Origin of the sequence: Paractinoplanes brasiliensis, from assembly GCF_004362215.1 — a bacterium.
GTDB classification, from domain to species: domain Bacteria; phylum Actinomycetota; class Actinomycetes; order Mycobacteriales; family Micromonosporaceae; genus Actinoplanes; species Actinoplanes brasiliensis.
In genome coordinates this window covers 4673946-4686586 of the sequence record NZ_SNWR01000001.1, presented here as the reverse complement: position 1 = coordinate 4686586, position 12641 = coordinate 4673946, and the positions used below count along the sequence as shown (strand labels likewise).

The following is a 12641-nucleotide window of genomic DNA, read 5'->3' as shown; positions in this document are numbered from 1 at the left end:
GCCAGGCTCGATCCGAGGAGGGGGCCCCCAGGGAGGGTGGGTTGTGGGTAGGAGGGGTTGTGGGTAGGAGGGGTTGTGGGTAGGAGGAGCACACGGTGGGGTTGTGAACGGGAGTAGTACAGGCGGCGCCTCAGACCTCGGAGAGCCGCCGCCCAGCCTCCCGGCAAGCGGTCAGCGCAGCCCGCACATACGCGGGTGAGGCCCCGGCAAGACCACAAGCCGGTGTAATCACCACTTGCCGAGGCAGCAGGGCCGGAGCAAAGGCCAGCCGCTTCCACAGCGTGGACACCCGTTCAGCAACGCTCTTGCCGTCGACCCGGCCGGCAGCAACCGCGGGCACGGCCCCCACGAACAACCCCACACCCGCCTCAAGGGCCTCCCCCAGCGGGTCGAGGTCCTTGATCAGGGACAGGTCAAGAGCCACAGCCGCGGCCCGAGCGTCGCGGAACACTTGCAGCGGCACGTCGGAGGCGCAGCAGTGGGCGACCACCGGCACCCCCACCGCCTCCACGATCGTCCGCAGAGCCGTGGCCGCGTCGGGCCCCGGCACCGGACGATAGGCGCCCAGCCCGCTCTCGGTCGGCACACGCCCGGCCAGCACGGCGGGCAGCGACGGCTCGTCGAGCTGCAGCAGGACCTCCGCCCGGGGCAGCCGTTTGCGCACGTCGTCCACGTGCCGGCGCAGCCCCTCGGCCAGCGAGTCGGTCAGGTCGCGGACGGCGCCGGGGTCGCGCAGCAGGCGACCGCCGAGTTGCAGGTCGATCGAGGCGGCCAGCGTCCACGGCCCGGCCGACTGGATCTTCAGTGGGCCCGCGTACGCCGCGCCCTGCTCGGTGAGCTGGTCGAGGTCGCGTTCCATCAGGTCGGCCGTGACCCGCATGTCCTTGCCGGGGCGGGGCGCGACCTGCCAGCGGCCCGCGTACAGCTGCACCGGCAGCTCGACCAGGAACCCGGCGCTGCGCCCGATCATGTCGGCGCCGGGACCGCGGGCGGGCAGCTCGGCCAGGTGCGGCAGCTCGGGCAGCTCACCGAAGACGATGCGCTGGGCCTCGGCGATGTCGGCGCCGGGCAGCGACCCGATGCCGGTGGCCGAGCCGGGCCGCCAGGGGAAGTCAGGCACGCGTGGCCGCCAGCGGGGCCGAGGCGGTGATCGTCGCCGAGCCCAGCACGATGTCGCCCTCGGCCGAGCGCTGGTAGGCCACGATCGCCTGACCGGCCGCGACACCGCGGGCCGGGGTCGCCAGGCGGGCGGTCAGCGTGTCGCCCTCGATCGTCACCGTGGCCGGGTAGACCTCGCCGTGCGCCCGCAGCTGAACCTCGCACTCGACCGGCGACGAGGCGCCGTGCCAGATCACCTTGGACGCGGTGACCGTGCCGACCTCGAGGTCTTCCCGCGGGCCGACGGTCACCGTGTTGGTCACCGGGGTGATCGACAGCACGTAGCGCGGCCGTCCGTCGGCGGCGGGCACCCGCAGGTCGAGGCCCTTGCGCTGGCCCACCGTGAAGCCGTACGCCCCGTTGTGCCCGCCCAGGCGCTCGCCGGTGCGGCCGTCGACGATGTCGCCCGGCGCGTCGCCCAGCCGGCGCTGCAGGAAGCCCTGGGTGTCGCCGTCGGCGATGAAGCAGATGTCGTGGGAGTCGGGCTTGTCGGCCACGGCCAGCCCGCGCTCGGCCGCTTCCTCGCGGACCCGGGCCTTCGTCGAGTCGCCGAGCGGGAAGACCGCGCGGTCGAGCTGGGCGCGGGTGAGCACGGCCAGCACGTACGACTGGTCCTTGCCCTCGTCGACGCTGCGGCGCAGCAGCCCGTCGGCCCCGAGGCGCGCGTGATGCCCGGTGACGACGGCGTCGAAGCCGAGCGCGACGGCCCGGTCGAGCACGGCCTCGAACTTGATCTTCTCGTTGCAGCGCAGGCACGGGTTGGGCGTGCGGCCCGCCGAGTACTCCGCGACGAAGTCGTCGACCACGCTCGCCTGGAACTGCTCGGCCATGTCCCACACGTAGAACGGGATGCCGATCACGTCGGCGGCGCGGCGGGCGTCGCGGGAGTCCTCCAGCGTGCAGCAACCCCGCGCGCCGGTCCGATAGGTCTGGGGGTTGCGCGCCAGCGCCAGGTGCACCCCGGTGACGTCGTGGCCGGCGTCGTGGGCGCGCGCGGCGGCGACGGCGGAATCGACTCCGCCCGACATGGCCGCTAGAACTCGCATGGCACCAAGCCTAACGGGGGGTTTTCCAGGCGGTGGCGCGGCGGGCACGCTCGACCGCGCCGGGCAGGGCGGCCAGCAGAGCGTCCACGTCCCGGGAAGTGCTCGTGTGCCCGAGCGTGAAGCGCAGTGAGGAGCGGGCCCGGTCTTCGTCGGCGCCCATGGCGAGCAGCACGTGGCTGGGCTGGGCGACCCCGGCCGAGCAGGCCGAGCCGGTCGAGCAGCAGACCCCCTGCGCGTCCAGGAGCAGCAGCAACGCGTCGCCCTCGCAGCCGGGGAAGCTGAAGTGCGCGTTGCCGGCCAGCCGGTCGGCCGGGTCGCCGTTGAGGATCGCGTCCGGCACCGCGGCGAGGACCCGGCGCACCAGTTCGTCGCGCAGAGAGCCAACCCTTTCCGCGTACGCGGCCTGGCCCTTGACGGTGATCTCGACAGCTGTGGCGAACGCCGTCACGCCGGCCGTGTCGAGTGTGCCCGAGCGCACATCCCTTTCCTGCCCGCCACCGTGCAGCAGCGGTGTGCACCCGACGTCGCGGCCCAGCAGCAGCGCGCCCACGCCGACCGGGCCGCCGACCTTGTGCCCGGTCACCGTCATGGCCGCCGCGCCGCTGGCCGTGAAGTCGACCGGCACCTGCCCGACGGCCTGCACGGCGTCGGTGTGGAACGGGATGCCGGCCTCGGCGGCCAGGCGTGCGAGCTCGGCCACCGGCTGGATCGTGCCGACCTCGTTGTTGGCCCACTGCACGCTGATGACGGCGATCTCATCCGCGTACGCCTCCACCAGCTCGGCCAGCGACGCCGGGTCTACCCGCCCCGCGCCGTCGACCGGCAGCCAGCTCAGCTGGGCGCCCTCGTGTGTGCCGAGCCACTCGGCGGTGTCCATCACAGCGTGGTGCTCGACCGCGGAGGCGACCACCCGGCTGCGGCTGAGCGAACCGGCCCGCCGGGACCAGAAGATGCCCTTGACCGCCAGGTTGTCGCTCTCGGTGCCTCCGCTGGTGAAGATCACCTCGGAGGGCCGGGCGCCGAGGGCTGCCGCGATGCGCTCGCGGGACTCCTCGACCAGGCGCCGCGCATGCCGACCGGCAGCGTGCAGGGACGACGGGTTACCGGCCTCGCGGGCCGCCGCAACATATGCCGCCAGGGCCTCGTCGAGCATCGGCGTGGTCGCAGCGTGATCCAAGTAGGCCATCAGTGCCCAAGCTTATGCTTCACCCCGGCAACGGCGAACGGCCCGGCGCTGAGCACCGAGCCGTTCGTCACATCGCGGGGCTACTTGCGCTTGCGGATCTCGTCGGCCGCCTGCGGGACGACCTTGAACAGGTCGCCTACCACGCCGAAGTCGGCCAGCTCGAAGATCGGGGCCTCGGGGTCCTTGTTGACCGCGACGATCGTCTTCGAGGTCTGCATGCCGGCCCGGTGCTGGATGGCGCCCGAGATGCCGAGCGCCACGTACAGCTGCGGGGAGACGGTCTTGCCTGTCTGGCCGACCTGGAACTGGTGCGGGTAGAAGCCGGAGTCGACGGCCGCGCGGGACGCGCCGACGGCGCCGCCGAGCAGGTCGGCCAATTCCTCGACCAGCTTGAAGTTGTCGGCGTTGCCCACGCCGCGGCCGCCCGAGACGACGATGCCGGCCTCGGTCAGCTCGGGGCGCGATCCCTTCTGCTCGACGACCCGCTCGACCACCTTGGTCAGCTTGTCGGCGTCCGAGACGGCGACGGTCAGCTGCTCCACGGCGGGCGTCGCGGCCTGAGGCGACGGAGTGACCGAGTTGGGGCGGATCGTCACGATCGGCAGGCCCTTGGTGACCTTGGACTTGACGATGCCCGAGCCGGCGAACACGGCCTGCGTGGCGGTGCCGTCGGACGCCAGTTCGACGGCGTCGGTGAGCAGCCCGTTGTCGAGCTTGACGGCGAGCCGGCCGGCAATCTCCTTGCCCTCCTGGGTGGAGGCGAGCAGGACCGCGGCGGGCTGCTTCTCGCGCACCAGGTCGGCCAGCACCGCCGCCTTGGGGGCGACCAGATAGCCGTCGACGTCGTCGCCCGCCGCCACGTAGACCTTGGACGCGCCGTACTCGCCCAGCTTGACCGCGTCGGCCTCACCGAACACGACAGCGGAAACGTCACCGATCCCCCGCGCGATGGTCAGCATCTCGAGCGTGACCTTCTTGACGCCGGACTCGACTACAACAAGAACCTCAGCCATGACCGACCCCTCTCAGACGAACTTCTCGGTGGCGAGGAACGAGATCAGCTGCGCGCCGCCGTCGCCCTCGTCGGTGACTTTCCTGCCGGCCGAGCGCGGCGGCCGCGGCGCGAACTCGAGCACGGCGCTGGTGGCGCCGGCCGTGCCCACCTCGTCGGCCGAGATGCCGAGGTCGGCCAGCGAGAGAGCCTGCACCGGCTTCTTCTTCGCGGCCATGATGCCCTTGAACGACGGGTAGCGGGGCTCGTTGATGGTGTCCCACACGCTGACGACGGCCGGGGTGGCCGCGGTGACCACCTCGTAGCCCTCGTCGGTCTGCCGCTCGGCGGTCAGCTGCGAGCCGTCGACGGTCAGCTTGCGGGCGCCGGTCAGCGCCGCGACGCCCAGCCGCTCGGCCAGCATGTGCGGCATGACCTGGACGCGGCCGTCGGTCGACTCGGCGCCACAGATGATCAGGTCGGCGTTGAGCGTCTTGAGCGCCGCGGCCAGCACCTTGGAGGTGGCGACGGCGCACGAGCCGTGCAGCGCCTCGTCGGAGACGTGCACCGCCTTGTCGGGGCCCATCGACAGCGCCTTGCGGATGGACTCGGTCGCGCCGGCCGGACCCATGGTCAGGACCGTCACCTCGCCGCCGTGCGCCTCCTTGATCTTCAACGCTTCCTCGATGGCGTACTCGTCCATCTCGTTGATGACATTGCTGGCCGACGCGCGGTCGACCGTGTGATCCGCGCTCAGCGTGCGCTCGGCACCGGAGTCGGGCACCTGCTTGACCAGTACGACGATGTTCATCGCGCTCCTACGACCTCCTGTTGTGAACGCACCGTTGCGGCCGGACGCCTCCCGACAGGTTACCCGTCGGTAGCTTGGCGGCGTCGACCACGAAGAGTGACTCACCTCACCCGATCCGGCCGTCGAATCGCTACAGTCGATCGAGGGAGGTGTACGAATTGTCCGGCCTTGCCGATTCACTGGCCGACGGGTTGCTCCCGTCCGCCACCCATCGTCCACCACGCGGCCCCGGCATGACGCCGCAGACCCACGGTCGCGTGGATCCCGACTCACCGTGGTGCCGGTGCGGCCACCTGCGTGAGGGCTGCGTGAGTGACGAAGTCCGCACGGTGTGGGCGACCCTTCCGGGCCCGTCCGGTCAATAATCTCTCTGTGTTCGGCGGCCTGCGGCAATGGATAGACCCGGAAAAGACACCCACGGTCGGCCGCACCCCTGACTACCGGTTCTCGCTGGCCAACGAGCGCACCTTCCTGGCCTGGATCCGCACCGGTCTGGCCCTGATCGCGGGCGGTCTGGGCTGCGCCCAGTTCCTGCCGCCGCTGCCGATCGCCTACCTGCGCGAGGTCATCGCCGTCGCGCTGCTGGTGCTCGGCGGTCTCGTGGCTCTGCGCGCGGTCGATCACTGGGCGCGCACCGAGCGGGCCATGCGTCTGGGCGAGGAACTGCCCGGCTCGAGGTTCCCCGCGTTCCTCGCCGTGATCGTGGCCCTGGGCGCGCTGCTGCTGATCGTGGCAGTGCTGCTGCAGTCCCCACGATGAGCGAGCCGTCCGCGGAGTGGACGCCCGACCACGGCGCCTCGGCCGAGCGCACCCGGCTCGCCTGGCGGCGTACGGCCCTGTCGGCGGGCGTCGTCGTCCTGCTCGCCGCTCGTCCCGCCTTCGACCCCGACGCCGGCCCCGGGCTGTGGATCACCGCGGCCCTGTGCGGCGCCGGCTGGTCGGCGCTGGTCGCGCTGGCCTATCGGCGGGCCCGGGCCCTGCGCCGTCGTCCACCCCACCCCGGCCGGCGCTCGATCACCGCGTACGCCTTCGTCACTGTCGGCCTCGCGGCGCTCGCCGGGGTCATTGTCATGCTCTGATCGTCGCCGGATCGGCCCGCGCGCGTCATCATTGCCTCATGGTCCGGTTGTTCATCTTCTTGGCTGCCGTGCAGCTGGTGCTCTTCGTGCTGGCGCTGATCAGCTGTTTGTCGGCCGCTCGCGTCCGCAACGCCCCCCGTGCCGTGTGGGTGCTGGTGATCCTTCTCATCCCTCTGCTGGGCCCGCTCGCGTACTTCGCCTGGGGACGCCCGCGACCCGCTCCCGTCGAGGGCGGGATCGTGCGCAGGCGTCCCGCTCCGGTCTCGCCGGACGACGACGCCGACTTCCTCCGCTCGGTCGACACCGAGCAGTCGAAGCGGGATCGCGAAATGCTCGCCCAGTGGGAGAAGGAACTCCGCAACCGCGAGGAGGACAAGCCCTGAGGCCTGTTTCACAGCTGGGGCGAGTGCGAGGAGCGGTCCGGTCTCAGCTATGAAACAGGCCTTGGTCAGGCGAGGTTCGACGAGCGCGGGTACGCGTCGCCGGGGTCGGTCAGCACGTTGACCAGGTAGGGCACCCCGGCGCCAAAGGCACGCTCCAGTGCCGGGCCGATCTCCGACGCCTTCTCGACCGTCTCTCCCGCGCCGCCCAGCGCCTTGACCACGTCGTCGTAGCGCAGCCCCGGCTGCAGGTCGGCCGCCACGTCGTAGCCGTACATGGCCTGCATGGGGTGCTTCTCGAGACCCCAGATGCCGTTGTTGCCGACCACCATGACGACCGGGAGCCCCTGCCGGACCAGGGACTCGGCGTCCATCAGCGAGAAGCCGGCCGCCCCGTCGCCCATCAGCACGCAGATCTGCCGGCCGGGATAGGTCACCCGGGCGCCCATCGCGTAGCCCATGCCGGTGCCGAGACACCCGTACGGGCCCGGGTCGAGCCAGGTGCCGGGCTGCGAGGGCTCCAAGAACCTGCCCGCGTACGAGACGAAGTCGCCCCCGTCCCCGATGGTGACCGCGTCGGGGGCGAGCACCTTGCGCAGCTCGCCGTAGATGCGCGCCGGCTTGATCAGGTCGGTCTCGGCCGCCATCGCCTCGGCGTCGCGCGCCTTGCCCGCGTCCTCGGCCGAGCGCAGCCCCGAGATCCACTCGGCGTGGTCGGCCCGGTCGCCCGAGTAGTCGGCGATCGTGGCCAGGATGCCGCGCAGGTCACCGGCGGGCGAGACGGCCGGCTCGACGTGCGTGGCCCGCTGGCCGGGCGCGTCGACGATGTGCACGACCCGCGCCTCGGCGAACTCGCCGAAGCCGAGCCGGAAGTCGAGCGGGGTACCGATCACGCAGACCAGGTCGGCCTCGTTGAGCGCGGGCCGCCGGGCCTTGGCGAACGCGAGCGGGTGCGACGGCGGCAGCGCGCCCCGGCCCATGCCGTTGGTGAACACGGGCACCTGCAGCGCCTCGGCGGCCGCCCGCAACTCGGCGACCGCGTCCCCGCCCCAGACGTCGGATCCCGCGATGATCACCGGGCGCTGCGCGGTGGCCAGCAGCGACGCGGCCTTCGCGACCTCGTCGGGGTCGGCCTCGATCAGCGGGACGGCGGGCGCTCCGGGGGCGGAGGCCTCGCCGCTGGAGAAGACCACCTCGAGCGGGATGTCGAGGAAGGCCGGGCCGCGGTGGGCGGTGAGCGCCTCGGTCAGGGCCGCACGCACCTCGCCGGCGATCGCGTCGGTGTCACCGACCGTGGCCGCGTACTTGGTGATCGGGGCGATCAGGGGCACGTGGTCGAACTCCTGCAGGCTGCCCGAGCCCCAGCGGAACGAGGGCGCCCGGCCGCCCAGCACGAGCACCGGCGAGGCGTTGAAGAACGCGCTGGTCAGGCCGGAGATGCCGTTGGTCACGCCCGGGCCGGCGGTCAGCACGGCGAGTCCGGGACGGCGTTGCAGCTTGGCCACCGCCTCGGCCGCGAAGACCGCGGTCTGCTCGTGGCGCACGTCGTAGATCGGGAAGTCGGTCTTGTGCGCGGCGTCGTACAGCGGGAAAACGTGCCCGCCGGACAGCGTGAACATCTCGTTCACCCCGAACGCCCGCGCCGCGGCCAGCGCCAGTTCGCCGCCGTGCCCCTCGATCACTTCTGCCATCTTCCGTAGCCCCCTCAGCCTCGTCGCCGGTGTAGGCACGTTACCCGTGAGTCACCTCAGAAGCCGAGAAGGCTTCGGATGTCGCGCACGAGATTCTCGGCGTCGTCAACGATCGGCGCCCCGTTCCCATACCCGTACGCGATCACGAGCGCGGCCAGCGGGACCACGATCATGATGGCGGCGCTGAACAGGACCTGCAGCGCCCGCAGGAACCCGCCGCGCCGCTTGGTCCGGCGTACGGCCTGGGAGACCTGTGGCTGCGGACGCGGCCGGGAGATCGGCGGCCGGGGCGGCGAGACGGGCTGCGACGAGATCGGCCGGACGGCGGCCATCCCGTGCGACGGGGACATGCCGTGCGGCGAGGACATGCCGTGCGGCGGGGAAGGCGGCGACGCCGCGGCGGCCGGCGGTGTCGAGATCGGGCGCTCGAACTTGGGCTTCGGCGTGGGCATGGTCGCGTGCGGGTCCGGAACCCAGCCGTGGTCGGCGTCGGGCCACGGGTCGACCGCGGGCTGCAGACCGGTTGTGCCCGGCACGCGCACGGTCGCGGTGGCGACGCGTACGGTCGCCGTCTCGGCCCGGCCCGTGGAGACCAGCCGTAGCTCGGAGGTGGGGCCGGGGGACGCCGGACCGCTCGCCAGCATCGCCGCGTCGGCCAGGATGCTGCCCTCGGCCACCACCAGCTCGGGCTGCTCGATCACCACCGGGGCCTCGCCCAGCTCGCGGTGCAGCAGCGTGGCCACCAGCGGGATCCGGCTCGCGCCACCGACCAGGAAGACACCGGCCAGGCGCCCGGCGGGCAGGGCCGCCCAGTCGAGCAGGCCCTTGGTGACGCGCACGGTCTGATCCAGCACGGGGCGGGCCAGTTTTTCCAGCTCGTCGCGGGTGAGGTGCACCTCGGTGTCGAGCAGCGGCACCACGAAGTCGGCCGACTGGGCCCTCGAGAGGCGTTCCTTGGCGATCCGCACCTCTTCCCAGAGCTGGCGCTGGGCCCGCCTCTCCTGCGCCGTCGACGGCTCGAGCAGTCGTTCCCACTCGCTGGTGCGCAGATGTTCGACGATGGCCGCGTCGACGTCGAGGCCGCCGATGTCGTCGCGCCCGTCGATCGCCATCACCTCGAAACCCGAGGCTGTACGGGCGACCACGCTGGCGTCGAACGTGCCGGCGCCGAAGTCGTGCACCACCACGACCGACCCGATCGGCACGTCGCGGCCGAGCACTTCGGCGAAGTACGTCGCGGCGGCGACCGGCTCGGCCACCAGGCGGACCTTGGTCAGCCCGGCTCGGGCGGCGGCCTCGGCGAGCAGCGTGCGCCGGGTCGCGCCCCAGGTCGCCGGGCAGGTCAGGGTGACGTCGGGCAGCACCGGGCCGACCGCGCGGTGCCATTCCTCGGCGACCCGGGCCAGCACGGCGGCGATCAGGTCGACGACCGGGAACTCCTGCTCGCCCAGCAGGACAGTGCCGTCGTCGATGCGGCGTTTCGGGTTGGGCTCGAAGCGCACCGGGTCGAGCCGGGCGCTGTGCACGGCGTCGCGGCCGACCACCAGGGCGCCGCCGGGCTCGGCATAGACGGCCGAGGGCAGCAGCGGCGAGCCGTCGACCAGCAGCGGACGCGCGCGGCCGTCGGGCCAGCGCGCCACCGCGACGGTGTTCGAGGTGCCGAAGTCCACGCCGAGGGCATGCCTTTTCGGCTCACCTTGGTCGATGGCCATCCCCTGATTCTAGGGGGTGCCCGCGCTCACACGATCTTCCAGCGCGGCTCGTCACGCCCGTCGCGCAGGCAACGCACGAGGTCACCCTCGCTGGTTCGCCCGTAAGCGCCCAGGGGGCGGCATTCGTCCCCCACCCGCACGGGTTCTTGCACCACCTCCGGCGACGTGCTCGGTGTCGGTGTCGCGACGGACGGGACCGGGATCAGCGGGATCCGGGTGCGCGGCGACGACGGCAAGGGCGGTGACGGCGGGGGTGGTGACGGCGGCGCCACCTGCGGGTCGTCCGGAGGCGCGTTGATCGGCTGCGGAGCGCCGGTCGCCGGCACGGCCGGAGGCGGCAGGGCGTCGGCGGTGCCGCGGGCCGGCGCCGGACGCCGTGGGGCGGCCGAGGCGGGCCGGGGCAGGGCGGTGGCCGAGATCGCGCCTTGCGACGACGGGGGCGCCGCGCTGGTCAGGGGAGGAATCGCGAGCTGGTCGACCACGGCCGACCCGGGTGGACGGGCCGGCTCGGCGCGATGGCGGCCCAGCGTCAGCCAGCCGATCAGCGCGCACAACATCGCCTGGCCGACGACCAGCGCGACGGCCATGCGAACGGTGCGACGCACCCTGCGCGTGACCGGAACCGGTTCCACAGTGTCGGACTTTATGGCAAGCGATCGATATGGTCGAGGGCTAACGCCCCGTAAACGTGGGTTTACGCTTCTCGACGAACGCCGTGGTGCCCTCGACCCGGTCGTCGGTGGCGAACAAGCCGGCGAAGAGCTGCGATTCCAGCGCCAGTCCGGAGGCCAGGTCGGTGTTGAGGCCGCCGTCGACGGCCAGCTTGGCGGCGCGCAGGGCCAGAGACGGTCCCGACACGTACGCCCGTACCAGCTCGACCGCCGTCGCGTAGACCTCGGCCGCGGGGGCAACCCGGTCGGCCAGGCCGATGCGCAGCGCTTCCTCGGCGTCGACCATGCGACCCGAGAAGATCAGATCCTTGGCGCGGGCCGGGCCGATCAACCGCGCGAGCCGCTGGGTGCCGCCCGCCCCGGGGATGATGCCCAGCTTGATCTCGGGCTGGCCGAGCCTGGCGTCCTGTGCCACGACCCGCCAGTCGCAGGCCAGCGCCAGCTCGCAGCCGCCACCCAGGGCGTAACCGGTGATCGCGGCCACCACCGGCTTGGGGATGCGGGCCACGGCGTCGAACGCGCTGGAGAGCGCGGCCGCCCGTACGGCCATCTCGGGATAGCCGGCCTTGGTGAACTCGGTGATGTCGGCGCCGGCCGCGAAGACCTTCTCACCGCCGTACACGATCACGGCCTTGACCTGCTCGTCGGCGGTCGCGGAATGCGCGGCCGCCCGCAACTCTTCCTGCAGTTGCGTGTTGAGCGCGTTCATCGGGGGACGATCCAGCCGGATCGTGCCGATGCCGTCGGTAGTCTCCAACGTCACGAACTCGCCCACCACACGCCTCCTGAATGTCGGTTCAGGCCAGCCTACGACGGGTACTTCCGTATGAAGATGACCACCTACTACCGGGACCCGGACGTGTGGATCACCTCCACCGGCGTCCGGATGAACGGCCACGACCTCCGCCTGGAGCAGTTGCTCCAGGTGTGGCACAAGAGCGGGCGCCGCTCCTGGGGGACCATCGCGGGCCGGGGCGCGGTCGGGCTGGCCATCCTCACGCCGATCGTCGTCGGGCTGCTCGCGGTGGCGGTCGCGCTGGTCATCGACGCCTCCACCGCCACCACGCTCGCCCTGGCCGGCGGCGGCGTGCTGATCGGTCTGGCCACCGCGCCGCTGGCCGACGTGCTGCTCGAGCGGGTCGACCGCTCGTACGACCGGGGCAGCCGGAGCCGGGAGATCTGGGCCCGTACGCCCGGGGGCGACCTGCTGTTGCTGAGCACACGCGACGCGGCCCGCTTCGGGCGCATCTACCGGGCCCTGCAGCGCGCCCTGGAGCCGGCGACCCGTCGTTGAGCTGGTCGTCCTATTTTCCACAAACCGGCACGGGGGCAATCGTCCGTCGGTGACGATGCACAGATCATGAGAGCAACCCAGGTACGGCCGACAGGCGTGGAGCGATCCTTCGGCGCCGACGAGATCATCGTGACCAAGACCGACCCGCGCGGGATCATCACGTACGCCAACGAGGTGTTCCTGCGCATCTCGGCGCTCACCGAGGCCGAGGCGGTCGGGCAGCCCCACAACCTGATCAGGCATCCGGACATGCCGCGGGCAGTCTTCAAGCTGCTCTGGGACACCCTCGCCGAGCGTGAGGAGATTTTCGCGTACGTGGTGAATCTGGCCTCGGACGGCGCGCACTACTGGGTTCTGGCGCACATCACGCCGTCCTTCGCGGCCGACGCCCGCGTGATCGGCTACCACTCCAACCGCCGGCTGCCCCAGCCGGGCGCGGTGGCCGAGGTGAGACGGCTGTACGACCGGATCCGGGCGGCCGAGCAGACACAGGCGAGCCCCCGGGCCGCGGTCGAGGCCGGTTGGCAGGCACTGCTCGGCGAGCTGGACGGACGGACGTACGACGAATTCGTGTGGGGTCTGACCAACGGGGCTCGGGCATGATCCGGACGCACCCCGGGGC

The 12641-nt window shown here is 72.1% G+C and carries 14 protein-coding genes; 5 read left to right on the top strand and 9 right to left on the bottom strand.

All coding sequences use genetic code 11. From position 1 onward, the window contains the following. Positions 1-130: 130 nt before the first annotated feature. The 5 genes from C8E87_RS21285 to C8E87_RS21265 form a co-directional block, all read right to left on the bottom strand. On the bottom strand, positions 131-1120 hold the full coding sequence (locus tag C8E87_RS21285) for a methionine synthase (RefSeq protein WP_133874726.1): 990 nt from the start codon (positions 1118-1120) through the stop codon (positions 131-133). Further along, positions 1113-2204: a tRNA 2-thiouridine(34) synthase MnmA gene (mnmA, locus tag C8E87_RS21280; RefSeq protein WP_133874725.1), complete on the bottom strand. Its 1092-nt coding sequence runs from the start codon at positions 2202-2204 to the stop codon at positions 1113-1115. Before mnmA ends, C8E87_RS21285 begins: the two co-directional genes overlap by 8 nt. Before the next feature lie 10 nt (positions 2205-2214). Next, positions 2215-3390 carry a cysteine desulfurase family protein gene (locus tag C8E87_RS21275; RefSeq protein ID WP_133874724.1) on the bottom strand — a complete coding sequence of 392 codons (1176 nt, stop codon included), beginning with the start codon at positions 3388-3390 and terminating at the stop codon, positions 2215-2217. 80 nt (positions 3391-3470) lie between these two features. Further along, on the bottom strand, positions 3471-4403 hold the full coding sequence (locus C8E87_RS21270; protein ID WP_133874723.1) for an electron transfer flavoprotein subunit alpha/FixB family protein: 933 nt from the start codon (positions 4401-4403) through the stop codon (positions 3471-3473). 12 nt (positions 4404-4415) lie between these two features. Further along, positions 4416-5192: an electron transfer flavoprotein subunit beta/FixA family protein gene (locus C8E87_RS21265; RefSeq protein ID WP_133874722.1), complete on the bottom strand. Its 777-nt coding sequence runs from the start codon at positions 5190-5192 to the stop codon at positions 4416-4418. Between the two features lie 372 nt (positions 5193-5564). On the opposite strand from C8E87_RS21265, the gene C8E87_RS21260 reads away from it, so the two are divergent. From C8E87_RS21260 to C8E87_RS21250, 3 genes are read left to right on the top strand one after another with little or no spacing between them, the layout of a single operon-like run. Then, entirely contained in the window at positions 5565-5951 is a 387-nt protein-coding gene (locus tag C8E87_RS21260; protein ID WP_133874721.1) for a YidH family protein, read from the top strand. Next, positions 5948-6271: a DUF202 domain-containing protein gene (locus tag C8E87_RS21255; protein WP_133874720.1), complete on the top strand. Its 324-nt coding sequence runs from the start codon at positions 5948-5950 to the stop codon at positions 6269-6271. Before C8E87_RS21260 ends, C8E87_RS21255 begins: the two co-directional genes overlap by 4 nt. A 38-nt stretch (positions 6272-6309) precedes the next feature. After that, positions 6310-6654 (top strand): PLDc N-terminal domain-containing protein, encoded by a 345-nt coding sequence (locus C8E87_RS21250; RefSeq protein ID WP_133874719.1) that lies wholly within the window; start codon positions 6310-6312, stop codon positions 6652-6654. Between the two features lie 65 nt (positions 6655-6719). On the opposite strand, the gene C8E87_RS21245 is transcribed toward C8E87_RS21250, so the two are convergent. From C8E87_RS21245 to C8E87_RS21230, 4 genes are read right to left on the bottom strand one after another with little or no spacing between them, the layout of a single operon-like run. Beyond that, on the bottom strand, positions 6720-8342 hold the full coding sequence (locus C8E87_RS21245) for an acetolactate synthase (protein ID WP_133874718.1): 1623 nt from the start codon (positions 8340-8342) through the stop codon (positions 6720-6722). Positions 8343-8398: 56 nt separating this feature from the next. Next, complete coding sequence (locus tag C8E87_RS21240; RefSeq protein WP_133874717.1) at positions 8399-10054, bottom strand: Hsp70 family protein; 1656 nt, start codon at positions 10052-10054, stop codon at positions 8399-8401. Between the two features lie 26 nt (positions 10055-10080). Then, positions 10081-10686, bottom strand: coding sequence for a hypothetical protein (locus tag C8E87_RS21235; protein ID WP_133874716.1), 606 nt, complete (start codon positions 10684-10686; stop codon positions 10081-10083). A gap of 40 nt (positions 10687-10726) precedes the next feature. After that, positions 10727-11500, bottom strand: coding sequence for an enoyl-CoA hydratase/isomerase family protein (locus C8E87_RS21230; RefSeq protein WP_133874715.1), 774 nt, complete (start codon positions 11498-11500; stop codon positions 10727-10729). A 57-nt stretch (positions 11501-11557) separates the two neighbouring features. On the opposite strand from C8E87_RS21230, the gene C8E87_RS21225 reads away from it, so the two are divergent. Both C8E87_RS21225 and C8E87_RS21220 read left to right on the top strand, forming a co-directional pair. Further along, positions 11558-12019, top strand: a complete 462-nt coding sequence (locus tag C8E87_RS21225) for a DUF6232 family protein (RefSeq protein ID WP_133874714.1) — start codon at positions 11558-11560, stop codon at positions 12017-12019. A gap of 66 nt (positions 12020-12085) precedes the next feature. After that, positions 12086-12622: a PAS domain-containing protein gene (locus tag C8E87_RS21220; RefSeq protein WP_133874713.1), complete on the top strand. Its 537-nt coding sequence runs from the start codon at positions 12086-12088 to the stop codon at positions 12620-12622. Positions 12623-12641: the final 19 nt, after the last annotated feature.

Coding starts and splice junctions, on each gene's coding strand:
- mnmA (WP_133874725.1), bottom strand. CDS start 2,204: ATGCGAGTTCTAGCGGCCATGTCGGGCGGAGTCGATTCCGCCGTCGCC.
- C8E87_RS21275 (WP_133874724.1), bottom strand. CDS start 3,390: ATGGCCTACTTGGATCACGCTGCGACCACGCCGATGCTCGACGAGGCC.
- C8E87_RS21270 (WP_133874723.1), bottom strand. CDS start 4,403: ATGGCTGAGGTTCTTGTTGTAGTCGAGTCCGGCGTCAAGAAGGTCACG.
- C8E87_RS21265 (WP_133874722.1), bottom strand. CDS start 5,192: ATGAACATCGTCGTACTGGTCAAGCAGGTGCCCGACTCCGGTGCCGAG.
- C8E87_RS21255 (WP_133874720.1), top strand. CDS start 5,948: ATGAGCGAGCCGTCCGCGGAGTGGACGCCCGACCACGGCGCCTCGGCC.
- C8E87_RS21250 (WP_133874719.1), top strand. CDS start 6,310: ATGGTCCGGTTGTTCATCTTCTTGGCTGCCGTGCAGCTGGTGCTCTTC.
- C8E87_RS21245 (WP_133874718.1), bottom strand. CDS start 8,342: ATGGCAGAAGTGATCGAGGGGCACGGCGGCGAACTGGCGCTGGCCGCG.
- C8E87_RS21240 (WP_133874717.1), bottom strand. CDS start 10,054: ATGGCCATCGACCAAGGTGAGCCGAAAAGGCATGCCCTCGGCGTGGAC.
- C8E87_RS21225 (WP_133874714.1), top strand. CDS start 11,558: ATGACCACCTACTACCGGGACCCGGACGTGTGGATCACCTCCACCGGC.
- C8E87_RS21220 (WP_133874713.1), top strand. CDS start 12,086: ATGAGAGCAACCCAGGTACGGCCGACAGGCGTGGAGCGATCCTTCGGC.